The 25,373-nt window shown below is 51.4% G+C and carries 33 protein-coding genes and 4 pseudogenes; 4 read left to right on the plus strand and 33 right to left on the minus strand.

What is annotated here, in order from left to right:
• Positions 1–285: 285 nt before the first annotated feature.
• Entirely contained in the window at positions 286–714 is a 429-nt protein-coding gene (gene uspF, locus OH663_RS12270) for a universal stress protein UspF (protein WP_045440843.1), read from the plus strand.
• A gap of 352 nt (positions 715–1,066) precedes the next feature.
• Positions 1,067–1,201 (plus strand): annotated as a pseudogene (locus OH663_RS12275) (DinI-like family protein); the annotation flags it as partial.
• 64 nt (positions 1,202–1,265) lie between these two features.
• Here OH663_RS12275 and OH663_RS12280 read toward each other — a convergent pair.
• The 26 genes and pseudogenes from OH663_RS12280 to OH663_RS12400 all read right to left on the minus strand — a co-directional run.
• Positions 1,266–1,445, minus strand: a pseudogene (locus OH663_RS12280) (recombinase family protein); the annotation flags it as partial.
• 16 nt (positions 1,446–1,461) lie between these two features.
• Positions 1,462–1,869 carry a tail fiber assembly protein gene (locus OH663_RS12285; RefSeq protein WP_200010464.1) on the minus strand — a complete coding sequence of 136 codons (408 nt, stop codon included), beginning with the start codon at positions 1,867–1,869 and terminating at the stop codon, positions 1,462–1,464.
• A gap of 6 nt (positions 1,870–1,875) precedes the next feature.
• Positions 1,876–2,319, minus strand: coding sequence for a gp53-like domain-containing protein (locus OH663_RS26075; protein WP_476579517.1), 444 nt, complete (start codon positions 2,317–2,319; stop codon positions 1,876–1,878).
• Between the two features lie 179 nt (positions 2,320–2,498).
• Positions 2,499–2,796, minus strand: a pseudogene (locus OH663_RS26080) (hypothetical protein); the annotation flags it as partial.
• 51 nt (positions 2,797–2,847) lie between these two features.
• On the minus strand, positions 2,848–3,441 hold the full coding sequence (locus OH663_RS12295) for a YmfQ family protein (protein WP_001515583.1): 594 nt from the start codon (positions 3,439–3,441) through the stop codon (positions 2,848–2,850).
• A complete protein-coding gene (locus OH663_RS12300; RefSeq protein ID WP_263525751.1) occupies positions 3,438–4,580 on the minus strand; it encodes a baseplate J/gp47 family protein in 1,143 nt (380 codons plus the stop codon). Before OH663_RS12300 ends, OH663_RS12295 begins: the two co-directional genes overlap by 4 nt.
• Before the next feature lies 1 nt (position 4,581).
• Positions 4,582–5,019, minus strand: coding sequence for a phage GP46 family protein (locus tag OH663_RS12305; RefSeq protein WP_001279799.1), 438 nt, complete (start codon positions 5,017–5,019; stop codon positions 4,582–4,584).
• A complete protein-coding gene (locus OH663_RS12310; protein ID WP_023568807.1) occupies positions 5,016–5,600 on the minus strand; it encodes a phage baseplate assembly protein domain-containing protein in 585 nt (194 codons plus the stop codon). Before OH663_RS12310 ends, OH663_RS12305 begins: the two co-directional genes overlap by 4 nt.
• Entirely contained in the window at positions 5,597–6,682 is a 1,086-nt protein-coding gene (locus OH663_RS12315; protein ID WP_263525752.1) for a phage baseplate assembly protein, read from the minus strand. Before OH663_RS12315 ends, OH663_RS12310 begins: the two co-directional genes overlap by 4 nt.
• Entirely contained in the window at positions 6,679–8,082 is a 1,404-nt protein-coding gene (locus tag OH663_RS12320; protein WP_001139208.1) for a DNA circularization protein, read from the minus strand. Before OH663_RS12320 ends, OH663_RS12315 begins: the two co-directional genes overlap by 4 nt.
• Positions 8,083–8,425: 343 nt before the next feature.
• A complete protein-coding gene (locus tag OH663_RS12325; protein ID WP_263525753.1) occupies positions 8,426–10,285 on the minus strand; it encodes a hypothetical protein in 1,860 nt (619 codons plus the stop codon).
• Positions 10,286–10,426: 141 nt separating this feature from the next.
• A complete protein-coding gene (locus tag OH663_RS12330) occupies positions 10,427–10,705 on the minus strand; it encodes a phage tail assembly protein (RefSeq protein ID WP_000807719.1) in 279 nt (92 codons plus the stop codon).
• 1 nt (position 10,706) lies between these two features.
• A complete protein-coding gene (locus OH663_RS12335) occupies positions 10,707–11,078 on the minus strand; it encodes a phage tail tube protein (RefSeq protein ID WP_000896638.1) in 372 nt (123 codons plus the stop codon).
• Positions 11,079–11,081: 3 nt separating this feature from the next.
• Positions 11,082–12,584: a phage tail sheath subtilisin-like domain-containing protein gene (locus OH663_RS12340; RefSeq protein WP_023157310.1), complete on the minus strand. Its 1,503-nt coding sequence runs from the start codon at positions 12,582–12,584 to the stop codon at positions 11,082–11,084.
• Complete coding sequence (locus tag OH663_RS12345; RefSeq protein ID WP_000497745.1) at positions 12,581–12,778, minus strand: DUF2635 domain-containing protein; 198 nt, start codon at positions 12,776–12,778, stop codon at positions 12,581–12,583. Before OH663_RS12345 ends, OH663_RS12340 begins: the two co-directional genes overlap by 4 nt.
• 3 nt (positions 12,779–12,781) lie before the next feature.
• A complete protein-coding gene (locus tag OH663_RS12350; protein ID WP_121540161.1) occupies positions 12,782–13,327 on the minus strand; it encodes an ATP-binding protein in 546 nt (181 codons plus the stop codon).
• On the minus strand, positions 13,324–13,683 hold the full coding sequence (locus tag OH663_RS12355; RefSeq protein ID WP_000537794.1) for a head-tail joining protein: 360 nt from the start codon (positions 13,681–13,683) through the stop codon (positions 13,324–13,326). Before OH663_RS12355 ends, OH663_RS12350 begins: the two co-directional genes overlap by 4 nt.
• A gap of 4 nt (positions 13,684–13,687) precedes the next feature.
• Positions 13,688–14,068: a hypothetical protein gene (locus OH663_RS12360; protein WP_263525754.1), complete on the minus strand. Its 381-nt coding sequence runs from the start codon at positions 14,066–14,068 to the stop codon at positions 13,688–13,690.
• Position 14,069: 1 nt separating this feature from the next.
• A complete protein-coding gene (locus tag OH663_RS12365) occupies positions 14,070–15,119 on the minus strand; it encodes a major capsid protein (RefSeq protein ID WP_263525755.1) in 1,050 nt (349 codons plus the stop codon).
• Positions 15,120–15,216: 97 nt separating this feature from the next.
• Positions 15,217–15,621 carry a head decoration protein gene (locus OH663_RS12370; protein WP_263525756.1) on the minus strand — a complete coding sequence of 135 codons (405 nt, stop codon included), beginning with the start codon at positions 15,619–15,621 and terminating at the stop codon, positions 15,217–15,219.
• Positions 15,621–16,211, minus strand: coding sequence for a hypothetical protein (locus OH663_RS12375; protein ID WP_263525757.1), 591 nt, complete (start codon positions 16,209–16,211; stop codon positions 15,621–15,623). Before OH663_RS12375 ends, OH663_RS12370 begins: the two co-directional genes overlap by 1 nt.
• A gap of 1 nt (position 16,212) precedes the next feature.
• The gene (locus OH663_RS12380; RefSeq protein WP_263525758.1) at positions 16,213–17,079 is read right to left on the minus strand and encodes a S49 family peptidase; all 867 of its coding nucleotides are present in this window, start codon (positions 17,077–17,079) and stop codon (positions 16,213–16,215) included.
• Positions 17,076–18,713, minus strand: a complete 1,638-nt coding sequence (locus OH663_RS12385) for a phage portal protein (RefSeq protein ID WP_263525759.1) — start codon at positions 18,711–18,713, stop codon at positions 17,076–17,078. The genes OH663_RS12380 and OH663_RS12385 overlap by 4 nt, the downstream gene beginning before the upstream one ends.
• The gene (gene gpW, locus OH663_RS12390) at positions 18,713–18,976 is read right to left on the minus strand and encodes a gpW family head-tail joining protein (RefSeq protein ID WP_000483309.1); all 264 of its coding nucleotides are present in this window, start codon (positions 18,974–18,976) and stop codon (positions 18,713–18,715) included. Before gpW ends, OH663_RS12385 begins: the two co-directional genes overlap by 1 nt.
• An 8-nt stretch (positions 18,977–18,984) precedes the next feature.
• Complete coding sequence (locus tag OH663_RS12395) at positions 18,985–21,108, minus strand: phage terminase large subunit family protein (protein WP_134900981.1); 2,124 nt, start codon at positions 21,106–21,108, stop codon at positions 18,985–18,987.
• On the minus strand, positions 21,050–21,619 hold the full coding sequence (locus OH663_RS12400; RefSeq protein ID WP_263525760.1) for a hypothetical protein: 570 nt from the start codon (positions 21,617–21,619) through the stop codon (positions 21,050–21,052). The genes OH663_RS12395 and OH663_RS12400 overlap by 59 nt, the downstream gene beginning before the upstream one ends.
• A 290-nt stretch (positions 21,620–21,909) precedes the next feature.
• Between OH663_RS12400 and OH663_RS12405 the strand changes: the two genes are divergently transcribed.
• Complete coding sequence (locus tag OH663_RS12405) at positions 21,910–22,413, plus strand: hypothetical protein (protein ID WP_263525761.1); 504 nt, start codon at positions 21,910–21,912, stop codon at positions 22,411–22,413.
• A 10-nt stretch (positions 22,414–22,423) separates the two neighbouring features.
• On the opposite strand, the gene OH663_RS12410 is transcribed toward OH663_RS12405, so the two are convergent.
• The 4 genes and pseudogenes from OH663_RS12410 to OH663_RS12425 form a co-directional block, all read right to left on the minus strand.
• Complete coding sequence (locus tag OH663_RS12410; RefSeq protein ID WP_016241762.1) at positions 22,424–23,062, minus strand: hypothetical protein; 639 nt, start codon at positions 23,060–23,062, stop codon at positions 22,424–22,426.
• Positions 23,063–23,110: 48 nt separating this feature from the next.
• A complete protein-coding gene (locus OH663_RS12415; protein ID WP_263525762.1) occupies positions 23,111–23,410 on the minus strand; it encodes a hypothetical protein in 300 nt (99 codons plus the stop codon).
• Between the two features lie 84 nt (positions 23,411–23,494).
• Positions 23,495–23,959 carry a hypothetical protein gene (locus OH663_RS12420; protein ID WP_263525765.1) on the minus strand — a complete coding sequence of 155 codons (465 nt, stop codon included), beginning with the start codon at positions 23,957–23,959 and terminating at the stop codon, positions 23,495–23,497.
• Positions 23,947–24,174, minus strand: a pseudogene (locus OH663_RS12425) (HNH endonuclease); the annotation flags it as partial. The gene OH663_RS12420 and the pseudogene OH663_RS12425, both read right to left, overlap by 13 nt.
• Positions 24,175–24,267: 93 nt before the next feature.
• On the opposite strand from OH663_RS12425, the gene OH663_RS12430 reads away from it, so the two are divergent.
• On the plus strand, positions 24,268–24,540 hold the full coding sequence (locus tag OH663_RS12430; protein ID WP_181617484.1) for a hypothetical protein: 273 nt from the start codon (positions 24,268–24,270) through the stop codon (positions 24,538–24,540).
• Here OH663_RS12430 and OH663_RS12435 read toward each other — a convergent pair.
• From OH663_RS12435 to OH663_RS12445, 3 genes are all read right to left on the minus strand, one after another.
• Complete coding sequence (locus tag OH663_RS12435; RefSeq protein ID WP_263525763.1) at positions 24,521–24,709, minus strand: hypothetical protein; 189 nt, start codon at positions 24,707–24,709, stop codon at positions 24,521–24,523. The two genes, OH663_RS12430 and OH663_RS12435, sit on opposite strands and share 20 nt — an antisense overlap.
• Positions 24,710–24,771: 62 nt before the next feature.
• On the minus strand, positions 24,772–24,972 hold the full coding sequence (locus tag OH663_RS12440) for a hypothetical protein (RefSeq protein WP_200010425.1): 201 nt from the start codon (positions 24,970–24,972) through the stop codon (positions 24,772–24,774).
• An 81-nt stretch (positions 24,973–25,053) separates the two neighbouring features.
• The coding region (locus tag OH663_RS12445; RefSeq protein WP_263525764.1) for a lysis protein at positions 25,054–25,373 on the minus strand (320 nt) is incomplete at its 5' end.

Raw genomic sequence — 25,373 nt, forward strand, 5'->3', positions numbered from 1 at the left:
TTTAGTTAAAAATCAATGACTTAACAAGGATTATAAGTTTAATAATCTATTATTTAATAAAATGTCAGAGTAAAAGGCGGGAAAAGCAGCACTGAGATGAATATAAGCTCTGGACGTCATTCGTTATATAAAAAAATATACAATGAAATGATGTAAAAAAGAAAGAAGTTCGTCGCATTATTTTTCATAGAGATTTATTCACAAAACCTTGATCTGGTCACTTCTTATACAGAACATAAATTCGCTACACTCAATACAGAGGTAAACAAACAGGAGGTGGTGAATATGTATCGCTCAATTCTGGTGCCGATTGATATCTCTGAAGCCGATTTAACTCGCCATGTTATTCCTCAGGTAAAGGCGCATGCCAAGACCGCCAAAGTCCATTTCTTAGCTGTTATACCTACCGTACCGTTCTACGCATCGCTGGGGCTGGCCTACTCCAACGAATTTCCAGACAGAAGCGGCCTCCAGGCCAAGGCGACCGAAAAGCTGGAAGAAATAATTAAACAATTCAATATCCCCACCGGCAGGACTCAGTCCCATGTGGTTTATGGTCCGCCAAAAGATCAGATTCTCAAACTGGCGGAAGCAGTGGATGCCGAACTCATCGTCATCGCTTCACATAAGCCAGGTTTTAGTACCTATCTGCTGGGCTCAACGGCGTCAGCCGTGGTTCGCCATGCGAAATGTCCCGTACTTGTTGTGCGGTAATTCTGGCGGAGTAATAATCAAAAACGGGAGCCAGCAAGCTCCCGTTTTACATTCTTAATACATCCAAATATTTCCAGAAAAAGTAAATCGCAATCCGGCTGGTTTAATGCTGTGGATGCAACAGGAGTAAGGAGTGATTTTGTCGAAATGGTACCCCTGTAGGATTCGAACCTACGACCTACGGCTTAGAAGTTCCTAGAACTACCTGCTAAGTCAATAACATACCCCATCAACACTGCGCTCACACGTCCCATCTTCGAAAAACATGCAAAGCCTTGCAAACCGGTGCAAAGCTTTGTATGTCCCACTTTGGTCTCATTGCATAAATTTCATAACACCAGTAGCCATCCATGCTGATTTTCCGGTAAAACCGATGATGATACTGCCGGCGATCAACACTGACGCCAGCAAGCATGAGAAAGAACAGATAAGCCGTACTGTTCAGGAAATGTTTGAAGAGGCTGAATTCTCGTTAGTGAGTGAGTAAAGATTTTCAATGCCCGCCACAGTTACGTCTTGATTACGCTGTGGCGGATATTCATTTTCGTAAACGTTCGTTCGACGATCAGCTCGCGTTCCATCTCCGCCAGCGCCGACATCACATGGAAAAAGAAGCGCCCCATGGCTGTACTGGTATCAACGCTGTCTGTTAAAGAGCGGAAGTGGGCACCGCGTTCATGTAACTCTGATATCAGTGCGATCAGGTTCTTAACGCTGCGTCCCAGCCTGTCTTTTCACAACGTCATATTACTGGATTGCAGGCACATCAGGCCAGTCAGGTTTTGATGTGTCCACCCGGTTTACCATTACGCTGTAGAGTTCCCAGGCGTCCAGCCGTTTAATCTCTTCATCTGTGGCAATTTTTAGTTTTACTGCCCGTGCCAGTGGTGCAATAACTGACTCTGCCTCAGCAAGAAGTTCCGCTTTTCTGGCTTCAGCCTGTGCAACCAGCTCTTCAGGTGTATATTCGCGATGCTCAACCAATACCGGGCCTCCTTTCCTGTGCTCGATATATTTTCCGTCCACCTGGCCCTGCATCAGCTCGCGATAATACTCATCTGTCAGGGGAATTAAATCGTCAGGGTAATTATCGGATTCGGTATCCGGTTGCCAGAAAAAACCTTTTTCTTTAAAGCTGTAATAATATTCGCTCATTGATATTTATCTCCCAATCGCAAACCAGGCTACAGGAAAATTATTGACCAGATTGGCCATTCCTGATGACTTGGTGGCGGCAAAAAACTGACTGTTGCTCACCGGGTATCCGAATGCGTTATCCACCTGGGTGCCCTGAGCGTTGGTATTGGTTACAAAAACGACAAAGCAACCAACAGGGAAAGCGCGCGGGAAATTGTAGGTTCCGTTTGAGTTACCAAGTGTTCCCCACTGCATTATAAATCCGGTGCTGTCGTCCAGAATCCAGCCCCAGTCCTGAATGCTGCCGGTATTTTTACGGGCGAAAGTCTGGTTAACATAATCAATGGTGGCGCGGGTATTTAGCTGATTAGTAATCCAGATACTCAGCCAGTTATCCCCCCACACTGAACTAAAAATGTCACCATTAGTGGTCATGTGCGCATTATTGAAATGAATATCGGTGAGCATGTGTAACCCGTTGCCATTGATAGAACCCACTTTGGCACCGTTACAGTAAATATCCAGTACGCCATCCGCGCTGCCGATAAATCCACTGTCACTGTCACCGATATTTATACACGGTGTGCTGCCGTCAAAAACGCCGGTTCCGATACTGCCAATACTCACGCGTTTTGTCGGGTTGAGCGTTTCTTTTAAACCAAGGTTTGAGAGAGCCGTAGAAATCGCCGCTGCACCATCTGATTTGATATCGGCAAATGGGTTTGCACGGCTCAGTGTGAGTTTTTGAATGGCTTTTAAAACCTGAGTCATATCGTTAATGTCGAGCGCCAATCCTGCTGACTCTACGATATGCGCTAACTCTTCCTGCATGGCGTTAAACGCTGCTGCCCGCAGCCTCGTTGCGGCAATACCACCAGCAACACTTCCATCAGTATATTTGCCATCCTGCGTTGCAGTGGCTTCGACTTGCCCGATTCGGAGCATAGTTAATCCTCACTTAGTGTTAAGCGATAAAATCAGAGGGGGAAATATCAGTTATGAATAATTGAAAATGATGTTCAGATGGGATGGGGCAATTTTGTTGATTGAACACTCCAGTTGTTTATTGCCCCACGATGCGAGCGGATCTCCGCAGTAGGACGCGCCAGCAAGCGAATACTTGATCGTTGTTTGTGGCGCATTTATCCGCCAGGTAAATGGCCACTCGTCACCGTTAAGCGCATCACCGCATACTGACATGCCACTCATAGCGGGCCGGAACTGTGTGATAGTGATGGTATAACCAAGAGCTGCAGCCACCCGGATGTAATAATCGCGGTTCAGGCCGCCGGTGCTGATTAACTTTGCCACCACGGCGCGCTGGCGATCGCTGACGCCACCGGATTCACCAATCGCACAATCATCTGGTAACCCCAGAGAGCTTTCCCATTCTGACAACATTACCGTCGCTGTAGGGGGAAAAGCACCAGTAATCAGGCTTTGCGCATCGTTGTCAGAACGCTGAAACGCGCTGCCCAGTGCCCGTAATACCGCAGCCTGTACCGTTTTTTGCGATCTGGGCCACGCCCTGCCCGTCGGCAGCAACGCGCCAAGCGCACCGGCATAATCATTTTTTGAAAAGAGGCTCATACAAGATTCACCCCGCCAAGCACCGGAATTTCGCCAACAGCAAAGGTGATATTGGCCATCGGAGAGTTAAGGATATAGCCCGTCGTGCCACTAACACCGCCGATACTCCCGTTAATATCAGAGAGGTAAACTTTCCCGGAACCATCAGGGTTAGCCTCATCAAAAAACAGCGCCGTCAGCGCGTCTTTTATACCCTGAACTGTGGTGCTGTCGGCATTTTTGATACCAGAGATTTCAATATTGATGACTTTCTTGATCGGGGAACATACGAAAACAATGGCAGTGTCTGTCTGCTGCTGATAGATGTGGTCGGCGACAGCGAGCTGGTCTCCGGTGGCTTTAACAGCCCCCCAGTCCTCAAGTTGGGATATTCCATCGGTACCGACCGGAAACCCACCATTGTCATTCCGATCACACATGATATACACGCCAACGGTCCCGGCCCCGTTCAGACGCCGCTTTACCCACGCGCGGGTGACGCCCGAAACCTCAAGCGCCCATTTTTTATAATCGGCGTCGCTTCCACCCTGAGGCGGATTCTGCCATGCCAGCAAGCCACGACTGCGAAAGTCCTCTTCCGTTTCAATATCGGCTCCGCCGGTCGCAGCAGACAGTAACGTTACCTGTGGATCCACGCCAGCAATATTCGCGTCCAGGGTCATTATGGTCCCGGCATCAGCGTTACCGCGCGCGCCTCCACCCGTTACATCACTGGTAATATCCGGCAGGATGGCCGTCACCGCGACGATACCAAATCCATCTGCCTGAATTTTAAGATCTGCATCCGTCCGGTACTGGTATCCGTCCCCGCGGTTAATGATCGAGCCAACAGGGATAATACTGTCAACACTGCCACTAGCCTGTACCGCAGGCGACTTCGCCGCTGCAGCTGGTTTTCTGAATACCTGCTTAAGGGCCATCCACCCGGCGAGATACTCATCGGTAGAGGTAAACGGGTTTGTCTGCAGGGCAATATAGTCAAGGTAGGCGTAATGCAGATGCCCCATCCCCGCATCCATGTCAGCCAGTACCTTCAGGTTCGCGAAGCGCAGGAGCGCACCAACATCCTCAAGCTCCGCCTGCATAAATTTCCGGTTTCCGTCGCGGAGTTCGCTCAGCGTCGGTCGTTTAAACGGCATATTAACGTTGCTCCCATATCCAGTAAAACCTGAATTCCTGCCAGTCCTTCCCCGGTGCCTGATAGCGGATAATGAGATTGAGCCGGTCAGGCAGGACGATCCTGGCAACAGGAATAACCTCGCTGACAACGCCATCAACCTTTAACCAGTTGAGCGCTTCACTCGAGTATTCCTCCGCTTTTTTTGCTACATCCGGGGTCAGTTTTTTCCGCCGTAGCAGCCACAGCCGGGATCCCAGTTGGGATTCCTCCCCAGAATCCCCCCACCAGCCGCGGCGATCGCTATCCTCATAATCATCGTCAGCGCGCGCCAGCCTGTCAGTAAACAGGCTGTCCAGTATTGCAGTCTGTAAATCGTTCCCCGTGGTGAGTTCGCCCAGCCCTTTCTGCCAGTCAGCAAACATCTCATCCACATTCCAGAATGAAGCGATGTCACTCATGTCACCTGATCCTCTGTTTTTTGGCTGCGTATATTGTCATTGCCACTCTGGGCATTTTTAACCACATGATCATGGTCATTATGTGCATCCCGCAGCTCTTTCAGTGTTCGGGTATTGGTTTCACAGTTATCAACAATGTCACCCGTGCACCTCAGGATCGGGGTATTTGCAAGAATCCCCTGGCTGGCATTGATGGTCACGTTAGTGGCGTTATTGACCTCAACATTCTGGCCCTTTGCATCTAGGAAGATCCCCTTCTCCGTCAGGAGAATATTAAGACCCCACTGGTTATACATGACCGTTTCGCCCGCTTTCAGGCCTGTATGACGGAACCCCTGATGGTTGGACGCAATTACCACCGCGCTGGAACGATCACCGCCAATAAAAGCCAGAACCACGTCAGTCCCTGACGGCAGGCCGGATGAAAAACCAAATTCAGCCATCCGCGGTGCGCTGGCCACCTCCAGCGGAGTCTGGTACTGGATTGACTGCACCACCCCACCATCTTTCATAGCCGTGATCCGGCCAATCCCCAGCATGCCGGCGATCCTAGTCGCTGCATGTTTAAATAGTTGCTTCATGTATTGAATCCCGCCAGGTTCTGGTAGAAGGCATATGGCTGAACGGCGAATGCTTCAGGCGGCATCAGCGTCATGCGTGCATGGGTGCCGTAGTCATCGCGCATATAGGTGACTTCTGCCAGTAGCAATTCAGTCTCCGGCAACCGTAAGGTGGGAAGATCAACGGGGATCAATGTGTTTGGTTCCCACAGTTTCCCGTCTTTATCCCGCCAGGAATCGATGGTTACCGAGAGCTGTTTTGAACGTCCGTACCGCCGGTTCATTTCCCAGTCGATCGCACTTTGTGCCTGTTGAGTAGCCATCAGGGTACTTTCCACAATCGATATATGTTTTCGGTACCGCATACGGGAGGCCTCCGGATCTCTCGCCGTTGCCAGAGTCACAGCGTCATAGGCCGTATCAGGCGAATACCCTGCAATTGGAGAAACGCTCATTGATACACCGACATAATCTGAAAACCTGTCAGCCATCGATTTGCGGTAGTATGCCTGCTCGACATTTACCCCTTCGGCTATCCCACTCGCCGCACGACGTGTTCCCACCCGGGTCAGTAACAGGTTTCCATCGGGCTGATCGTAGTAAAGCAGAGCAGACCATCTGGCCACCCGATCGATGACTTCTTGCGGAGACTCACCCCAGTTCAGAGTGAACTGGGGTACCTTCACAAGTTCATCAACATCCGTGGTTACGGTGATGCCGTAGTAGGATGCCAGGCGAGAAGCAATTTCAAGTGCATTACTGGCATTAATGACGTTGTTAGGCCACTCAGCTGAGCAATCCACCAGGTCCTGACATTTGCTCCTGCCCGTGGCGCGGACCTCATGGCGGGAGCGCGATAGTGCGGGTTCCCAGTCATCAACATATCCCGTCAGTGTCAGATCATCTCCGATACGAACTTCACAAGACATTCCCTCTTCAACGAGTTGACGATCTTCGTTGCCAGGGAAGTAATCCATTAGCCCAAGATCGAAATCAGAGGGAAAACGCTCAATACCCCGCGTTACCCGGACAGAATCCCACCCCTCGATGATTTTGCCGTCGACCGTCAAAGAAACAACATCCAGATCGCTGTCTGCATTCATTGCCTCAGTACCTTCATGGTTGTCGGCATAAACGCCGGATGCGGTACGCGCGCTTCCTGTACCAGTTCATCTGCACGGGTGGCATCCTGGTATAATCGGTTTGCCAGCGTCAGCGCCGGAAGCGGCTGAGCGGTAGTAACCTGCAGAAGCTCGCTCAGACCAGAAGCACGCTCACTCATCGTAGAAAGGAATGCCGATCTGACGGCGAGAAGCGCGTTATACATATCATCGTCCGCGCGGTCTCCAGCCAGAACCAGCGCCGTATCAAGTTGCACAGAAACTCGTTGAGTTAACTCTTCTGCCTCGTCTGTACTGGCTGGTCTGGAGTCCGCAGCGGCACTGGTCATGGCACCAGTACATAGCACAACAATCAGCGTGTTCATGGTCGCCGAAATCGCTTTGCTGCTGTCGGACTGCTGGTACTCCGTGCTGATTGAATTAGCCAGTTTTTCCAGCGCTGTGATTCGGTCATTAACGCTGCCGGCGCTGTTAAGAATTGCGTTTACCACGTCGGCGACGCCCTGGACAAACTCATCAGGTGTGTTGGAGCTGCTAAGCTGGCTCGACCTGTCGGTAACATTTTTCCGGTCCATTACCGACTGGGCTGTTACCTTGTCAGCCAGTGCTCTCTCATCATCCACATCAGCAACTGACGATTTGCCAGCAACAGCAGAGGAACTACCGCCCACAGAGCCTTTACTGTAACGTCCGTACCGGGTATTCCCGAACGTGGAGTTCAGGACATTGCTGAGATTCGTGACCTGACTGATGGTGCTGTCAACCATGTTAGTCCAGAACGTGACCGTGCCTCTGATGGTGTTTATAGCCTGTGTGACACCGCGGATTTCACTCTTAACCCTGGCAATCGTGCTCAGCACAGCAGTGCTGACCAGTTTCAGATAGTTGGTTTTCACCGTGGCGCCTGCAACGGTACTGCCCGTGACAGCAAACACTTTAAGCCCTGATTCAATTGCCATCAGGGTAAATTCAAATACTCGCCCGTTCTCCATCGAACCGGAAATACGCAAACCATTCTCAGGGATGGAAACCGTTAATTCGCCCAGTGTCGGATGGACAAGCGTACCGCTACCTTTTTGTTCACAGGCTTCAATCAGTGACTGACGCTGCGTGATAGCATCGCCGCCGCCGTAAACCTGGCTGTTCTGGATCAAGAAACCGCGAATAACAAATCGCCGTGTTGCCCGCCCGATATCCTCTATCCAGGCTGTATCACGGTAGGGATATTCATGTACCGCCTGGCGTCGGCCGTGGCTCCCTTCCTCAGCAACAATTGCAAATGGCACACCTCTGAATGAGCTGGGCCGTAACTGCCCCTGCCAGTCATCGCTGGTATCTCCCCCCAAAAGAGAAGTTATTGCGTCCTGGATAATTGACGGCATCACGCCTCCGGAAATAAAAAAACCGCCATGTCGGCGGTTTACATATGCACTGAAATGACTTATCTATTTATCGCTGGATCCATTACGGTCAAGAGATTCGGCGATCCTGTAAAGATGCTCAGTCGCCTTGAATGAGTTCATTAGGAACTCATAAAGCACACGTAAAAGCAATGCACTTACCACCGATATCGTAATCGCCGTGAAATTCATTGAGACAACAGAAAAAACGAGGAAAATGCCAATTACCAGGTAAACAAGCGCAAAAACCTTTGGAGTCTAAATGGCTTTTGCTCCAAAAACTTTTTCATTCATAACTTCTTCCTTAACGAAATGACGACAGTGATCAGTAATTCATGGCCGTTGTTATTCTGCCATTATTTTCCGCATTATAGGTTTTACGCTCCCCCTTATCATTGACCATCGTGATTTCAAGCTTGAGAGACTGATCGGACATGGCCTCCTTAAACGACCGCGCCAGATTTTCACTAAGGGCAACTTCATCACTTTTCCCTTGTTGTGTTCTGAGTATCGTGGGTTCTTGATCCACGCCGCGTGATCCAGAGATAATGTCATACCGCTGCTGGGCCAGCACATCCGGATTTCTCTTCCCTGACCACCGATCATCAGTAATGGCGGTCTGGATGGCGTTTAGCAGTTGTTCCTCAGTATAAGGTTGTGCGCCATTCTCATGTTTAATCATGGCTGCCATTATCGTTTTTAATGTTTCCGGATCGTGCAGATTTACTTGCTCTTTGGCTCCATATCCAGTGGCTTTTGAGACGGAGTCAATATATGCACGAGTATTATTCTCTGATTGCGGAGCATAGGTATGAATAATCCCATCCAGAGTATTATTCCCCCTGTCACCATACAACATCAGCTGCCTCGCCATTGCAGCTCTTCCGTCGGCATCATTCGCAAAGGTAGAAAATCCGCCATTTTTACCCGTTGCGTTTGCTGCAACCCTCAAATTACCGGGATTATTATTTCTGAAGCCAATTGCGTTATTCCTTGTTTCCCCGTAAGGAACATTGCCGCGTGCAGCGTTGGATTGTGGCTGGCTGATAGCGGATAAGTCATTCTGCAATTGAATCGCAGAATCGGTCGCGCGGTAATTCGCATCGTACCGCTTTCTTACAGCATCAGTCATGAAACCCGCGTCAACCTGCCCACGTTCACTGCGGGGTAAGCTGTTATAAAGTTCCTTATCGTTCTGAATGCGCCGTAGTTTCTCAGCATCATTGCTGTTGATAAAACCGAGAGCATGAGACAGCCCAGTAAAATCACCATTAGTGAACAGATCGGTAACACCTTCAAGGCCGTCTTTGACTGAACCATCCGAAAGAATGGTCTTAAGTGCCTTGTTTTTTGAACGTTGCCACAGACCATCCCAGGATGCGCTGAGCTCATTCATAGTGCCGTTCACTTCACTCAATTGCTGATTTAGTGCCGGATCCACAGTCAGACCAAACTCATCAGATTTAGCCAGCAGCGTTTTCATGCGCTCACCTTCACGCATTAACGCCAACATTTCTGGCGTCAGCCCAAGAGCATCCGCTACGGACTTTTGTTGCTCAGGCCGCAACGAAGGGAAGACACGAGCAATCTCCTGTAATGTTTTTAGCGTATCAACAGAACCATCATTATTTTTCTGTATCTGAACACCGATCTGTGCGAGCGCACCAAGTACCTGCCCATTCGCGCCACTGGCGGCTTCTTTCAGCGTTTTCGCCATACCATCGATAGAAGCATTGGCACTTTCACTATCAGCGCCAAGGATGCGCATCGCTCCAGCAAGACGGGAAAAATCGTCTACACGCATACCGGCATTCTTTGATGAAACGTCCAGGTTATACGCTTCCCTGGACGCTTCGCGAAAACCGTAGGCAACCTGTTTGAGTCCATAACCGGCAGCACCAACAACCCCAAGCGCACCAAGTTTACCGGAAAGTTCCCCCACCATTTTCAATGGAGGAACCATATCCCCGATAAGCTGCACGTTGTCCCGCGCGCTCTTCGACATATTCTCGAGGCGAGAAATAAAACCGCTCAGTCCGTCGGCTGTTTCCTGACCGCCTAACTTGAGCCCTTCTTTAGTTTTATCTAGCTTCGGCTCCAGGTCACGGACAGCCTCATTAATGCGGTCTATAGCCTCGCTAACCTGGTCGCTGGCCACCAGCTCAAAATCAAAAGAATTACTCATCGTCTTCAGGTTTCCTAAGCTTGTTTATCCGGGATGCCTGCGCCACCCACCATTTCAGCCGGGCGCGGGTCATTCCCCACGCCCTGTCCTCAGACCAGCGGAAATAGAAGGTGACGTCAGCGGCCATTTCCTGCCAGGTTGTCAGGGCTTCCAGGTCAAAAAACTGAGCAGATACTCCTCACACTTACGGAAGTCGAGAAAATCCATCGGCTGCAGTACGCTTTCACGCGTACCGGAAACCAGCGCAATAAGCAGGCGCATCGCCGCGAGCGACGTTGACGCAGCCTGTTTCTCATAAAACTGCTCAGCCTGGCTTAGCGTGGGTGCTTTCAGCTCCAGCTGCGTATAAGTGGTCTTCTCCGCAGCATCATCCAGCGCTACGGTTAATGGAATGGTTTTAACGCGTTCAATCTCAGCCATCTTAGTTCTCCGTTACGTCGCGGCCTTCCCAGCGAACATCAAATACTGCATCTTCGCTTTCCACTTCCTGGACGTTGACCGTCCAGAGTGAACGGCCAATGATAGTTTTCCCGTTAGCCAGCTCGGCGATCACGTTGACGTTCGTCTGCTGGTTAAAGCCCTGCACATTCGTTCCGCCACTGTCACGCAGTCGGGCAGAAATGTATGGCGCCACAGGTTTTTCCTTATATCCGTGCACACCATCCATCCCTGTCAGGGTGGTACGGTTTACGGTGGCAGCCTGGTATTTAAACGAGCCCTCCACCATTACCGTCACACCGTTAACAGTGACATAGGCGGTTCCCGCCAGGCGGTTAGTAGTATCACCTGCCATCGTTTAAGCTCCTGTTGATTCAGCCCGAGTGCGGAACTGATTGAGCAGCGCGAAAATGCGCAACTGGTTCATGAGGGTTCCCGGCCACAGCACATCGACGCGGTTCGGATTTTTGGCGTTCTGCTCGACGATGATATTTTTTGCGAATGCCTCCGCATCCTGCGCATAACCGTTCCATACCAGAGTCTGGTACTCGGCAATCTGATCGGCCTTGATAATGTTTGGCGTGACGATCGCCGCGCCAGGTGCAAATCGGGTTCCATCCGCAGCAAGCTTCATACGGCCAAACTTGCTGGTCACCGCTGTGCGCAGGTAGCGGGTCACAAACATCAGGCTGAACAGCGTCTCCACTTCCAGATAACTGTCATCTGCATCGCCATAGCTGTTTTTCTGGTAGGTGGTGATCAGGTTTTCAATGCGCACCGTGCCATCGTCATCGACCGTAAATGTCGAAATGCCGCTGTACAGCAGATTGTTACGCTCGGTCAGCTCAAAGCGATCCTGCAGTTCTGGCGCAAGCACCCCCTGAACAGCGAGCGACTGTAGCGGGCGGCCGGGGTCATTACGCAGACTCACCGCAGCTGCGCCGGTGTAAGCTGCAGACCATGCCCAGGAAGGGGACGGCGATTTATTTACGCCCAGCAGGGTCTCATGCTGGTTATTGCGCAGCTCACCTTTGGTACCGAGCTGGGCGTAAGTCCCGGTGGTGGTACCAAAGGAATGGCCATAAAGCTGCTTGTCCCATGCCCAGCGACCGCCAGTGTCTGACAGGAACTCCTTCATCACATTCAACGAGGTTGTATCGTCGTAAGGGTTGATGATGAAATCGAATGTCCGATCCTGCAGGTTTGCCAGCGCGCCGGTAATATCCGGAGCCCCGACTCCGTTAGACATAGCAGTAATCGTCAGTTCCAGGCCTGCAGGTGTGGACTCGCCTCCAGGTAAGCCGAGGAAGTTCAGGCGAATGTCGATCCCATTACCCGTAGCACCAAGATTCTTCGCGGTCAGGGTTACGGTATCCGTAGTCGCACTGGCGGTTACAGGTAGCGTGGTTTTTGCGTTAATCGCCGCGGCCAGAGAGGTGGCGATCGCTGCCACCGTATCTGTTGCTACAACGGTCAACTGAATGCGCTCACCAGCAATATAAAGGGAGATCACTCCGGTTGCCGTCGGTGCGCTGCTCACTTTAATGGTGCCGGTTGCAGCCACCATGGAATCGGAGTCTTCCTCCAGCGGCAGGATCCAGACTTCGGCTGCGGTATCATTTTTCTGATACGCCGCCATCATGGCCTGCAGAATTCCCCCTTTTCCTGTCAGCTCACCGACGGTATCCGAAGAGGAAACTCGCTGCGGAATACCAGGGGGGGTTGAGCCGGTACTGAGCATCCCACCGATAAGCAGGGTGCGCTGCGTGGCAGTGGCGTTATTCGCCATTGAGTTATCAAACTCAACGAAGAAAAGCCCTACCCGCAGGTTATCGGGAACACGAGCGAAAGGTACGGTCATTCATTTTCTCCCGCTTTTTTAGGTAATGATTGTTTCTCTGGCGCGCCCTCATCCTTTTTAGAGAGGATCACGTCCCCATCGCTCAGACGGCGACGCCAGAAAATATTGTCAGGTACTTCAGCACCCTCTTTAGGCAATGGGATGCCCTTGACGGGGCAGCGAACGCTGAGCCCGTTGTTCGGCTTAACAAACATGGATTACTCCTGAAGATTGAGGCTGATACCCGGTTTAACTGTGCCGTCTGGCATGTCGACCGCAATATCCATGCCCTCAAGGGGAACCGACTGGACAGGATAAAAATCTTCCGGCCCCTGGTAATGCTCTATGTCGATCTCGAAAAGAAGCTGCCCCATATGGGCCTCTCCTTCTGAATCAACATTGATGGTTGAACGAACTTCCGCGTATTTCTGAATATTCCGCGTCAGTTCGTAGCTGTTGATCACCGCGCGCTCCACCTGCTCGCGAAGGCTTTCAAGCGCCAGCTCTGCCCGCATGGCTCCATCATCCACTGTATTGCCGTCATACTCCTGAACGCGCCCAGTGATCCTGACAGTGGTGAGGGTGGTAAAAGCAGGGGTATTACGCCCCTGTGATTTTTTCTGTTCAAAAGGCGTCTGAACCAACAACACAGGATACATATCTGGTGAAGTTGACCAGTCGCGTGGAGAGAATACGCGGTCGCCCGCGCTGGTTGTCCCGGTTAGTGCAGTGACAACCATTTGCCGTATCGCTGCTGAATTCATCGCGGTTTTACCACATTGAGGACAAGACGAGATCCGCCATGACTGTCGGGTTCGACGTTTGACACAACAAATAACTGATTGATGATGTGACCACCGACCGTCTTTATAAATACCCGGTCAGATACAGCAGGTTGCGATTTACCCAGCTTGCGAAATTCAGCATCGCGCACACCCAACATCGGGCTGGAGGTGTTAATTTCTGAATCGCCATCAAGGTTTTCAGCAACCTGCGCATAACCACGGTCAAAAATCCCGTTAATTGTAAAAGGAGTACCGTTACGTGGACGGTACTCGTGCTCATCGCCAAAGACATCATGCAGCGGACTCAGAAGATGAGAATCCCAGTCCACGCCCATGTCATTACCCTGTCGTAACTGAAACTGATGGCTGAGAAGCAAGAACTCGCTTACGAAGCACATCAACATCAGCAATAACGCCGGACTGCAGAAGACGCTCAGCATCTTTGCCGGTTACAGGGATGCGCATATTTTCGCGGTACATCTCCCCGTCATGACGAATGCAATTCCCTTTCAACACCACATACTCCTGCGATTCAGTGTCTCCGGTTTTTTCGTCACCACCATCGTCATCAACAGACAATTCGGCATCATCTGTTTTGCTCAAAGGCTGTTTTTCCTGGGTGTTATCGCCAGCATTCAGGTCGTCAACGCTCAGGCCGTCTTTGGCAGATCCTTCTGCATTCAGATCATCAGCCAGCCCGGTATTAGGTTGTTTTGCCATATCAGACCACCGTTGCGCAGAGGGATGCATTTACCCGGCTCGGAATAACCAGCGGGGAGGATTGCATCAGGATAAGACGCTGGGCTGGATCTTCTTTCACCCAGGATTTTGGCGCATAAGCCAGCGGACCGTAGTTGAAAGCCGGGTCCAGGATAACGCCAAAGGCGCGGGTACCCATCAGATCGGCACCACTCATAATGACAGCGCCATCGGGGATCATAGGCTTCTCGACGTTGTCCAGCGGGTCAATAAACCAGTCGTTATATAACCAGAGGTCAAAGTTACCCCAGCGCCCTTTATAAATTGCGCCCTTCATTACCTGTGGGCCGGCGTTAATCTGGTTACCAAACGGGCTCAGCGCCGGGAATGTAATGGCGTTATCCTTGATGGTGGTATCCAGTCGGAATGCACGCCATGACTTATTCGTAAAGACCAGATCCGTGGCGACAGAGCCGGACTCTTTCAGGAAAGTAGTCTGCCAGATTTCAATGTCATCTGATGGCTGGGTATTGGTAGCGCCAGCTGCAACGGTCAGTGGCCATTTATCCAAGCCGCTAAGAGTGATGGTCAGATCCGAAGCACGCCCGAAATCCACCACCTTAGTTTCATAGCCCTCCCCGGCGACGGTTACGGTCCCAGACACCAGCGCACTCGCCGCCATCCATTCCAGACGACGGTTGATCATGTCAATCTGGTCAGTCATTTCAAACTGAAGGTTCAGCATTTCGCGCTCGGCAGCGGTATATTCCCCGCCAATACGCTCACCAATCTGGCGGCGGATAGGTTTGCGCAGGTCCGGCGCGCGCTTATCTTTGATGTATGCCGGTTTGAAGGTATTGGTCTGGTATTTACGGGATTCGACCAGCTTACCTTCCACCAGCGGGGAGACGAACGGCGCCATACGACGCAGGCCGACATCAACATCAATCGCCACTTCTTCAGTCTCGTAAGTCACGACATTCGGGAAGAAGCGATCGAGCAGCCAGTTCTGACTGGTTTTCAGGTTAGGAACAACCTGCACCAGCACGCTGGTATCAAAAATATTTTCCATATTCAGTCTCTTGATAGTGCCAGCCGCAGCTGGCAAAAAATTTAAACGAGCCAGCCCCTGCCGGTTAAAGCATTCGTCAGGAGAGCCGTGGGGGAAATCAGGAGGTGGTTACAGGTGCCTGGTCACTGTCTTTCAGGAGGATAGCCAGCGGTCGGAGCGCTTTTTTCAGGTCAGCGGTCGTCCAGGAGTTATCAAAAATAATTCGGTGCTGGTTGAATTCCCCCATCAGATACAGGCCGCCGTTCTGATCGGAAGACGATGCATCAACATCATCAACCAGAATAGCAACGGGTAACTGACTGCCATCTTCAGCCGTTTTCACACATTGCGTGTATTTCCCGCTGGCAGCCACCAGGCCCAGGACAGTACCACGCTTAAAGGCACCGCCCGTAATGATCCCGGTGTCAGTCACCAGCTGGAGCGTGCCAGCGACAAGCTGATCCGGAACAAACAGCGCGCTCTTCATGCCAGGCGCAAACGCATTCTGACCAAACTGATCCATTATTTCTCTCCTCTTGTGGAGTTGTAGAGGCCGGTCATTTTACTTACCAGCGCAGACTTTCCGGTCTCTTTCTGTCCGCTATCCGGATTAAGCCGGACCTGGTGGCTTTCCTGCATACGCTGATCGAGAGAGCGTTTACGGGATGGCTGAGATGCGGCTACGGCCGGAGCCGAAGAGGCTAGGACATTAATTGCTGCCGCAGAACTCATCCCGGTATTGAAAGCCAGTGACGCGGCCAGTGAAGGATTCGCAGCTGCATGCTTACTGCCGAAAATACGGGCGCAGCGTTTACGCTCAGCAGCGCGTGCATTTTTTACCGCCTTACTCTCTTTGCGATCGTCGTCGCCGTCGTCTTCAGAATCATCATCTTCTGACGCATCCGGATCATCGCCGTCATCTTCAGCATCATCGTCGCGTTCGTCTTCTTCCGCGTCGTCGTCGCGCTCATCATCATCGGCATCATCTTCGCGCTCGTCCTCTTCCGCGCGACGGGCTTTCGCTTTTTTGGCTTTTTTATCCTCTTCTTCCTCAGAAGCGGAAGGGCCAAGACCAATGAGGTGAGCAAAACTAAACGTCTTTTTCTTTGCCATTTCAGGCTCCTGTTTTTTCAAGTAAGTTTTTGAACGCAGCGTCAGGAGGACACACCTCATCAGCCAGTCCAATTTCAACGCCATCAGCAGCCATAAAACAGGCGGCCTGGGTACTTTTTATAACCTTTGCGCTAATCCCCCGGTTTCTGGCAACAGTGTTCACAAACAATTCGCCCATGGTGTTAATGTCCTGCTGGATGGCGGCCAGCGCTTCATCTGACAACTCTCTCAGCGGCGAACCTTCAGCCTTGCGGGATCCATAGGTGATGATCGTAACTTTAAGACCGTCATCTTTAATCCGCTGCGTCCAGTCAAGGTGCATGGTGATCACACCCACAGAACCCACTCCGCCGGTGCGCGGAACAGAAATCCGGTCCGCTGCACTGGCAATGGCATACGCAGCGGAATAAGCGCTTTCCGTCAGAATGGCATGGATAGGCTTTTTCCCCCGGGAGCCGTAAATGACATCAACCAGATCGAAGCATCCAGCGACCTCGCCGCCGGGTGAGTCGATATCCAGGCAAATGCCCGAAATGTCGGGATCTTCCATCGCAGTAAGAAACGCCTGACGAATGCCGTCATACCCTGTCATTCCACTGTACGGACGCAGACTGCCCAGTTTTTGCACCAGCGTTCCGCATATCGGGATGACGGCGACACCCAGCACATTGTCATAACCCGGATCACTACGGGATTCACGTCCCCGGTTATCGTCATATCCGTACCAGTCATCCTCGATGGCAAGAGAAGATTCGATTTTACTGATACCAAATCGGTCCATTACGGATGCCATGATGACTTCGGCTTTACTCGGGTGCAGCGCCAGCGGGGTGTTAAATAATCGCTGGGCCAGATGGGGTAGATTCACTTTTCCTCCGGATCGGTAATGGTCTGGCTCGCAAACTGGTCAGCCTGTGCCCAGCTCGGAAGCGGTAATCCGCGTTTAAGACATGACTCAATTTCTCTCTGGCGCTGATCAAGCACTTCTTCCCAGTCTTCACCGACGTTTTCACCCACCTCAATCTCGAGGGTGGAAAGTCCGGCATCCAGACCAAGAATGGCGCCTTTTTTCTCTGCAACCGGATCCACCCAGCCGCGCCCTGGCCCCATCCAGCGCGCGCGAGAATACGCGGCTCTGGCGTCAACAAAATCAGGTGCGCCTGCGGGCAGGGGTAAATCCTCATTGTCGTGAACTTCTTCAACAAAGGCGGTGAGAATGGGCTGAGCGAAGCCGGTAGAAAAATCGTCCCGGCGGCGAGTCAGTGTTTTCCATGCCTCCAGCAACGAGGAGCGTGCAGAACTGTAGTTAACGTCAGACCAGTCCTGGGTGACCTGCTGTGGGGACAACCCTGTTCCTGAAGAAAAATTACGGAGAACAGCAGATTCGAAGACTTCAAAATTGCTGTAGGGCCGCGCCGCGTTAACCGTCGTGATTTTCTCACCAGGATAAAGAATGGGCATTCGGGCACCATTCTGAAGTGTCAGACGCCGATCGTTATGGAACTCAACACGCCCGTCCTGATAAGTGCCTAACTCCGACTCGTCATAGGTCTCGCCCAGGGCAGACTGAACCATCGCAGGGTCATAGGGTGACTCAATGTAAGCGGCGAATATGGCATTAAGAATTGCTGCCTCAAGCTCACTCTGGTCATACTTCACCAGCATTTTCAGACGCTGAATAACCGGAGTCAGGATGCCGTTACCGCGGTGCTGCGCGCCACGCTCATGATCAAAATCGTGAACCACATGCGGGCGGCCCCAGTCAGTTTCACGCGGGATACGCTGCCACGTCATGGTTTTAGCCCCGCTCCACCAGTCACCGATATGGGCCTCCCTGATGTGGTAAGCAACCGGCGCACCGTCCGCATCAATTTCAACGCCACCACGGATATTTGGCATATCGAAATTCTGCTGAGGATTACTGAGGCGGTCAGGATCGACAATCTGTACCGTGGTGGCGTAACGCCCTCTTCCGGGACCAAGCCTGTCAGTTCTGTACTGGAGAATGGCCAGAGCATCCCCGTCAATAAGCTTGTGACGAAATCCCAGGCGTAACATCTGCGACACGGTGAGTTTTCGTTCAACATCACAATACCGGCCAGGATCGTTACTCCAGGTCCGCCAGTGCCCGTCCAGTGCTTTTCCGTACTCTTCCGCCCAGGACGCATCAAACGCCTTGTTTCCGGTGATCATTCTGAGAACACGGTAATCGGGTTTCATGATGGGGCGGAAGTTGGCACCAACCGCATTATCCAGCAGACGTGTGACCGCACCGTTTGCCCAGCCGTCATTACGGACCAGATCGCGTGCGCGGGACACGATGCGATCCCGGTAAATGTTAATTTCATTGTCCGGGGACCACAGCGCGGGTTGCCAGTTCGCCAGTTGATCGCTGAAAGAGTCAGCTGCGTCATAAGGTACGCGGCTCCCCCCCACCAGCATAGAGGGACGCTGCTGTCGCAACGGCTGCCCATCAGAGCCCAGTATCTGTACTTTATTCATCAGAATCTAAACCTCGCTGGTTTCCGGGGACGAGAGATAATCCCCAGTTGCGCCTGCAGAAGTTGAATCAGGGCCAGCAGATCAGCCAGGGTGCTTTGCTGATAGGACACTGATCGCGTCCCGTCTCCCTGCGTATAGGAAAACGAAACACCGTGGCTCCCGGTTGCTAAATCAATGTACGCCTGCTGAGCTTTCGCAAGCGCATCCCTGAGCTGATCGTCAGTCATTGCGCCGGCAAGCAGGCTGGTGTTCCGGTTGAACATGATTTTCCTTATTTCGGCAGGAGTTGCGATATTCGCTTACGTTTGACCGGCGCTGGTTCTTCAATAACCGCACCCGGCAGCTCGTAATTGATTTTTTCTTCCTGTCCAACTGGCGCTGGCAGGAACTTATCCGGATCGGCTTCGAGGTTGGCGGCCCGGACGTTGAGTTTTAACCCCATATGTTTGAGACCGCACAGCGCGGCATAGCTGTAAACGAGGCAGTCAAGCGCTTCGTTAGCTCGTCCTGGTATTGCTTCCCAGATACTGTACCGCTGCCCGGAAATGACTTTGTAAACCAGTCGCTCCGCCAGCAGCTGATTGAAGTACCCGAGATCGCGATCGTCAGGAAAATGCATATAACCCGCAGCGGCGGCGCCAGGTTTGGGTGGCTCAAGATGCAGGCGACCGCGTATCACGTCTTTCGCTGAGTTAACCCCCAGAATGACAGGGCGGAAACTGGCTTTGCTTTTCGATGATGGTCGTTTGGTCGGCCAGACAGGATTGCGTTTGCCTCCCTGTGCAGACTCCCCCTTAATTGCCCAGACACGACGGCCAAGACGCTCTTTGGCGAATTCGTATACCTTCTGCGTATGGTGGCCGCCGGAGTCCATGCACGTTGCCATGATATTCAGGCCGCGCCCGTCACCACGTCGCCAGATCTGTTTCAGGTATGCATCCAGTCGCTTCCAGGGTTCTTCCGTCTCAAGGTCACCATAAATAACGTCATGCGCGACCGACCACGATTCTTCATCTCTCCCCCAGCCGGTGATCGTAATTTCGAAGCGATCGTCCTGGGTATCAACTCCAGCTGTTAACAATGCCACCCCGTCCGGAACGACGGCCGGAAATATTTCCCGGCGCGCCAGCAGAACATCAACAGGGAGCTGTTTCCCATGATTAGGTCGGTGCGGAAGCCCCATCTGGGTATTCCACCACGCCTGTTCCTTATCCGGATCGCCCTTCGCATCGATATATTTTTTCGCAATATCCGACGGCTTATCTTTTTGCCAGGGGCTGAAAAGCTTGGATGCCTGGTACCCCACGTGGTGGTTATCGACTGCCTCCTTTCCACAGGAGGGGCAGATTGCGCGATAGACCGCATGCCGTTCCGACTCTGACCATTGCCAGACCTTTTCAACGCTGCCCTCGTCTGCCGCCCGCCAGGCAAGGTCATAATCCATCAGCGGTGAGTGCCGCTCCCCGCAGCACTCAAATGGGCGCGTCTGATGCCATCGAATAGTTTGCAGAGCTCTGAGGCGCTGTCCTTCGGACCAGCCACTACCACAGCATTCGCAATAGAGCATCGCCGATTTAGTCAGGTGTTTATCTCCCTCTTTCGGCCACTGAACGTGTTTGAAAAAGTCGGGGAACTGGCGGTGGCCACAGTGCGGGCAAACCACAGATGCCCGGCGCTGATCGGAGTCGGCGTAGCTGTCAGCAATGCGGCTCTCATCCTCCACCGTCGGCGAACAGGCGCGTACAGACAGCCAGGTCAGGCCAAATGTCGCTGTACGCTCTTCGGCCAGCGCAATTGGATCGCCTTCGCGGGTTATCGGGTACTTGTCCACTTCATCCGCCAGCAGGACACGAATCGGACGACGCGCAAGGTTATCAGGGCTACCAGCACCCGCCAGCGCCAGAAATCCGCCAGTGAACGCCTTGTAAAGAATGGTTTCTTTCGAGCTTTTCTGTTTCGAATCACCGATGATTTTACGCAGTACCGGCGTCACCCTTACCAGCGGGCTAATACGCTCTTTCGAAAACTGTTCAGCGGCTTCTTCTTTCGGCTGCAGCAGCAGTATCGGACAAGGATCGAGGTGGGCAAAATAGCCAAAAAGGTTTTCCAGCAGTGCTGTCTTCATCAACTGGGTACAGCACATTACAGTGATGATATGAACCCCGGACTCCGTCGCGGCAAGCATCGGTCCGCGGGCAATTTCTACCGTCGATGTTTCCCAGTTTCCCGAAGTGCTCCCAGCCTCTTTTGCCAGCTTACGATAGTCATCTGCCCACTGCGGCACACTGATACGCGGCGGGGGTGTCCAGCCTTTGCGGACGCTTAATTCAAGACGCTCAATCTTCTGCCGGGTTAAACTCTGGCTCTCCGAGGACTGAGATGTGTTTGTGGACATGTTCAATCAGCACCTCTGTCATCCTGTCCGCCGGTACATCCAGATCAGCAGCCATTAGCGGCGCCACCCTGGACGGCCAGTTAAGCCAGGCATCACGCTGTTGGCGAAAGGCGTTGAATAAAACCTCCTCGGCTGCTGTCAGCTCAATAAGCTGGCCGCTGTCTTTTTCATACTGCAGCTTTGCCTGCAGGGCCATGTAATTCTCGCGGATACGTCCCGCTTCCTCTCTCGAAAGATCTGCCCCTTCAGTGAACATTATCTGGCGGACAGTTTTATTGATTTCATCACCGTCATCATCGTTATCGCTAACGACGGGAGTTTTCTTTTTCTTCGCGTTCGAGGCGCGCGGGTCTTTGCCATCGCGGTTTTTCTTCAATGCCGCATCGCTGGCCTCTACGTCAATCAGGTCTCCGTCCATCACAATGAAGCGCCCGGCTTTAATCCACCGACCAATTGTTTTGCGATCCACACCTGAATGTTGTGCGTACTGACTCTGGTTCATCGTGGTCATGGGACATCACCTGGGACATTTTCTGGGGTGGGACATTCGCCTGGGACATTTTTGCCATGTCCCACCAGAATGTCCCACTGGAATAAACTGGAATAGCCAGAGCTGGCGAGGTGTCCGTAATGATCGCCAGAGGTGGGACATGGGACACAAATCTGAAAGTTGTAGCTAGGAAAACACCGCGACGCGCAATGCCCGTACCTTACAAAAGTCTCAGGAAGGACCCATTTTTTTAATGGCTTCGACCATTCGCTCCGACTATGATTATTCCTATTCAATACAAGGAGAATGTAATGGGTAACAATATAATCAAAATAACTTTCGTAGCCGCAGTGCTGGCATCACCAATTGCTCATGCCCAGTGGGTAACTAATACTGAAGATGACCTTTTCTCTGGTGGTAAGAAAGCAATGATGCTTGGCGAGGTTTCATCCGACAATGGCGCCATTGTGTTTGACTGCACTAAAGAAAAGCTATCGGCGGCATACGTTGAAATGGATAAAAGCACCGAATCACTATCAGAGGTACCAATGGACCTGATAATGAAGGTCGACGGGAATACCGCAGTGAAGCTCGATTCTACCCTTTCAAGACGTAATGTTCAGAGCCTCCAGATTCAATCGGATGACACGGACCAACTAAAAACAGTGCTTAAGCAGCTTCAGGGGGCGAAATCCAAAGTGTTAGTTGGTGTGCAAACAAAGGATGGCGGAAACCAGCATTCCATGTCAGCCAATGTTTCTGGATCGACAACTGCAGTAAACAGCTTCATAAAAGCTTGCGAAATTAACTTATAAGTTACTGCTTTTATTTTGCCGTCCTGATGGCTTCTGCTATCGCCTGATTTAAAGCAGACGGTAGCAGTGCGTTCGCCATGGTACGGGCCCTATCCATATACCCCAGCACTGGAGTCACAGGTAGCGCATCACCAAACCGGATCAAAAGCTTTGGAGAACGCTGTTTACGTTTCGGTCTTCGCGTCCCATTAGCGGAGCGCTTGGCCCGTCGCTTCTTAGCTTTCATCGGCTTCTTACGCTGCCAGACAGCGTTAATGCCATCCACCTCACCTACGAATACATTTTCCTTTGCTTTAAGCTGTGAGAGCTTATTGCGCGGCATGTTGCCGTATTTGTTCAGTTTGACGTTCTTGGGGTTCAAAAGAGCCTGGCTATTGAGCTTGTGCTCTCCACCAAACTCGAATGGTTCCAGATAGCCAGCCGCAGTATCACGGACAAAAACCTTTGCGGTCAGGTTGTTCTTTCTCGCAGCAACCGAACCAACTGATTTAACAGTAAACGGTGTAGGGCTCTCCAGATGACGTTCAAACGCTGTTTTCTGTGCCGTCTCTATCTGGCGTACAACTTTGGTCATAGCCTGAGCTGTCGCAAATGGAATTTGCTTTTGCATTTGATTCAATTGCTGAATAAGGTTCTTAAGAGCAGCCATAATTTCTTCCCCATGCAGAAACAAAAAACCGCCCGGAGGCGGTTGTTTTCACGACAAACTATCTCGATGTGCTTGCAACTCACCATCAATGGTGTTTTCAAATCCGGGGTCCGCATTCATTTTCACGACTACGCAATTACCCACCTGATATTTTTCATTATAGGCAGCACGAGTTATTTCGAACTCGGCAATTTGACTAATCAGGTCTGGTACCGAAATTCCACGCTGTTGATTATCGAAAACTTTGACGAGGTAGGTATCGGGGTCAGTACGAATAACATCATAACGTATTAAACGACTATCAGTTTTGCTGTTGATGTAGACAGACTTCACAATGGGAAAAATCATTTTTTATCCTTATTAGCATCAGAATCTACATCATGGAGTCCTTTTTATCCTTATCAAGCTAACCACCGAGTGAAACTGTGATAGTTATCGCATTGCGCGGTTATTCTCAATCTCCCGTATACCGGAAAAATTGTTATTACCCTTTTCTATCGTTGCCAGTAGCGGCTCAATCCAGAGGACGGCCTGACAATACGTCATTGAGCTGGCGGCAGCGGTACTATCATCGGTTGCGTTAGTGTTCCCGGTATCGGGGTGCATTGCGCTGGCACGTAAACGGTACGCGTATTTGAGCAGCCCACCAGCGACATCAGCAGGAACAGGCAGATCACAGGTCTTTTCACGTCGGAGAATCTCCCGGTATTCGATGACAGTTTTCTCAGTACCGGCATCTATCAGCGAGTTAAGGCGGTTGGCGTTCTCTGCTATCTGGTTAAACCGATTGAAGTTGAAAGCCTGTGTAGTTATCACTGTCGCCTGTAGCGCATTATCACTCCGCAAAACGTCATTATCACTTTTCAACCTCGTGATATCCGCCCTAGTGGTTGCCAGTTAGTCTTATCCCAGAAAAGCTTCTGTGCCTTCGCTATCTCTTCCTTATTGCCGCCCTTCAGTGCTTCCTTCAGCTTATGCGGCCTTACATGGTCAACCACCGTTGCAGGGATTGCTCTGTTCTGGCGAAGGCACATGACGCATAGCGGATTTGATTTCAGAAATGAGAGCCTGGCTTTGTCCCAGCGACTGTTATAGATACGCGGCTCGGACATGTCTTCTCCTGTGTTTGATGTGCGCGGCGGCATGCAACTACTTTTATGCAGGTGCTACTATTCGTTGTTCTAATTAAACTAAAGGGGAGTACCGTGACTAAAGAACAACTGGAAATAATCATTGCCATGCTGGCAGGGCAGACAGCTGCAATCGTTCACCTCTCATTGAAAGTTGCTGAAATATCAAACGCAGACAAAAAAGAGTTTGCAGACTCTTATCGTAAAACAGCTAACCTTCTTGCGGAGACCACCCGTAACAGAGAGATTATCGCCATGACGCTTAATCAGATCGCTAACGGCATGGATTCGTCTCAGCCTGCAGGGCCAAGAGATATCTCAGATGAGATCAGGGACATGCTTCATTAATTATTTTAGTAATATCTGCGGCTAACTTATTCAGCCAACCTGAATTAATCCGAATGCCAGCCATCACATTTGCAGATGTGGTGGCTTTTTTATTTCGCTTATGTCTTTTCATTTTTTCCCTTTTTTGTATCGCCCCTTTCAGGCCGGCCTTCGGTGTGCGCGGTGGCATATTCACTCCCCAAAAAACATATAGCATTATCGCAGGCACTCAGTGAATGCCTGCTGTAATGGCTACTGCTGCACTGTGTGTTCGTAACGGGAAATGGTCTTACCGTTAGCGTTCATCACATAGGCAACTTCACCCTGCTTCAGGAACACGTTCTGGTCCATTCCCGAGACTGCAATACTCTGCTGGTTCGGGTTAAAGCCAACGCTCAGACCGCAATGAATCTCTTCGCCGCCACCAGGCGACATTACTTTTACTGTTAACATACTTCTTCTCCTGCTTCTGGTAATAAAAAGCCCCGCTATTGCGAGGCTCATTAAATGGACTTTGTACTTTGCAATGGGTGTTTATTTCAGGCACTGCGTGTTGATGTATTCCTGCAGGTAGTTAACCTGCGCGGTTATCCTGTCGATTCCACTTCGGAGACGGTAATAATTGAGTTCAGCATCTGCTGTAAGTCTTGGGCTTTCTCCATCGCCCATGCCGCTGGCTCCGGTCGTTGACTTTGCACAGGTGGCGGCGACTTGCAGGCGCTTACGACCAGCAGAAACATCAGCGCGGAGACTTTCGATAGTCGCATTAGCATCAGAAAGCTCCTTCGTGTATTTGGCATCCAGAGCAGCAACATCACGCTGGCGGGTCTGCATGTCTTTGATGGTGTCGTTAG

The sequence above is a fragment of the Citrobacter sp. Marseille-Q5395 genome (assembly GCF_947057495.1).
GTDB classification, from domain to species: Bacteria; Pseudomonadota; Gammaproteobacteria; order Enterobacterales; family Enterobacteriaceae; genus Citrobacter; species Citrobacter murliniae.

Bases quoted from the DNA above. Each gene is read 5' to 3' on its own strand.
- OH663_RS12315 (WP_263525752.1), bottom strand. From the start codon at position 6,682: ATGAATGCAGACAGCGATCTGGATGTTGTTTCTTTGACGGTCGACGGC.
- OH663_RS12405 (WP_263525761.1), top strand. From the start codon at position 21,910: ATGGGTAACAATATAATCAAAATAACTTTCGTAGCCGCAGTGCTGGCA.
- gpW (WP_000483309.1), bottom strand. From the start codon at position 18,976: ATGTTCAACCGGAACACCAGCCTGCTTGCCGGCGCAATGACTGACGAT.
- OH663_RS12415 (WP_263525762.1), bottom strand. From the start codon at position 23,410: ATGATTTTTCCCATTGTGAAGTCTGTCTACATCAACAGCAAAACTGAT.
- OH663_RS12325 (WP_263525753.1), bottom strand. From the start codon at position 10,285: ATGAGTAATTCTTTTGATTTTGAGCTGGTGGCCAGCGACCAGGTTAGC.
- OH663_RS12365 (WP_263525755.1), bottom strand. From the start codon at position 15,119: ATGGAAAATATTTTTGATACCAGCGTGCTGGTGCAGGTTGTTCCTAAC.
- OH663_RS12285 (WP_200010464.1), bottom strand. From the start codon at position 1,869: ATGAGCGAATATTATTACAGCTTTAAAGAAAAAGGTTTTTTCTGGCAA.
- OH663_RS12345 (WP_000497745.1), bottom strand. From the start codon at position 12,778: ATGTTTGTTAAGCCGAACAACGGGCTCAGCGTTCGCTGCCCCGTCAAG.
- uspF (WP_045440843.1), top strand. From the start codon at position 286: ATGTATCGCTCAATTCTGGTGCCGATTGATATCTCTGAAGCCGATTTA.
- OH663_RS26075 (WP_476579517.1), bottom strand. From the start codon at position 2,319: ATGCTCACCGATATTCATTTCAATAATGCGCACATGACCACTAATGGT.
- OH663_RS12385 (WP_263525759.1), bottom strand. From the start codon at position 18,713: ATGAATAAAGTACAGATACTGGGCTCTGATGGGCAGCCGTTGCGACAG.
- OH663_RS12435 (WP_263525763.1), bottom strand. From the start codon at position 24,709: ATGCCACCGCGCACACCGAAGGCCGGCCTGAAAGGGGCGATACAAAAA.
- OH663_RS12330 (WP_000807719.1), bottom strand. From the start codon at position 10,705: ATGGCTGAGATTGAACGCGTTAAAACCATTCCATTAACCGTAGCGCTG.
- OH663_RS12400 (WP_263525760.1), bottom strand. From the start codon at position 21,619: ATGACCACGATGAACCAGAGTCAGTACGCACAACATTCAGGTGTGGAT.
- OH663_RS12370 (WP_263525756.1), bottom strand. From the start codon at position 15,621: ATGGATCAGTTTGGTCAGAATGCGTTTGCGCCTGGCATGAAGAGCGCG.
- OH663_RS12295 (WP_001515583.1), bottom strand. From the start codon at position 3,441: ATGAGCCTCTTTTCAAAAAATGATTATGCCGGTGCGCTTGGCGCGTTG.
- OH663_RS12300 (WP_263525751.1), bottom strand. From the start codon at position 4,580: ATGCCGTTTAAACGACCGACGCTGAGCGAACTCCGCGACGGAAACCGG.
- OH663_RS12305 (WP_001279799.1), bottom strand. From the start codon at position 5,019: ATGAGTGACATCGCTTCATTCTGGAATGTGGATGAGATGTTTGCTGAC.
- OH663_RS12320 (WP_001139208.1), bottom strand. From the start codon at position 8,082: ATGCCGTCAATTATCCAGGACGCAATAACTTCTCTTTTGGGGGGAGAT.
- OH663_RS12440 (WP_200010425.1), bottom strand. From the start codon at position 24,972: ATGTTAACAGTAAAAGTAATGTCGCCTGGTGGCGGCGAAGAGATTCAT.
- OH663_RS12310 (WP_023568807.1), bottom strand. From the start codon at position 5,600: ATGAAGCAACTATTTAAACATGCAGCGACTAGGATCGCCGGCATGCTG.
- OH663_RS12355 (WP_000537794.1), bottom strand. From the start codon at position 13,683: ATGGGCGTGGACTGGGATTCTCATCTTCTGAGTCCGCTGCATGATGTC.
- OH663_RS12375 (WP_263525757.1), bottom strand. From the start codon at position 16,211: ATGGCAAAGAAAAAGACGTTTAGTTTTGCTCACCTCATTGGTCTTGGC.
- OH663_RS12350 (WP_121540161.1), bottom strand. From the start codon at position 13,327: ATGAATTCAGCAGCGATACGGCAAATGGTTGTCACTGCACTAACCGGG.
- OH663_RS12335 (WP_000896638.1), bottom strand. From the start codon at position 11,078: ATGGCAGGTGATACTACTAACCGCCTGGCGGGAACCGCCTATGTCACT.
- OH663_RS12360 (WP_263525754.1), bottom strand. From the start codon at position 14,068: ATGGCAAAACAACCTAATACCGGGCTGGCTGATGATCTGAATGCAGAA.
- OH663_RS12340 (WP_023157310.1), bottom strand. From the start codon at position 12,584: ATGACCGTACCTTTCGCTCGTGTTCCCGATAACCTGCGGGTAGGGCTT.
- OH663_RS12395 (WP_134900981.1), bottom strand. From the start codon at position 21,108: ATGTCCACAAACACATCTCAGTCCTCGGAGAGCCAGAGTTTAACCCGG.
- OH663_RS12410 (WP_016241762.1), bottom strand. From the start codon at position 23,062: ATGGCTGCTCTTAAGAACCTTATTCAGCAATTGAATCAAATGCAAAAG.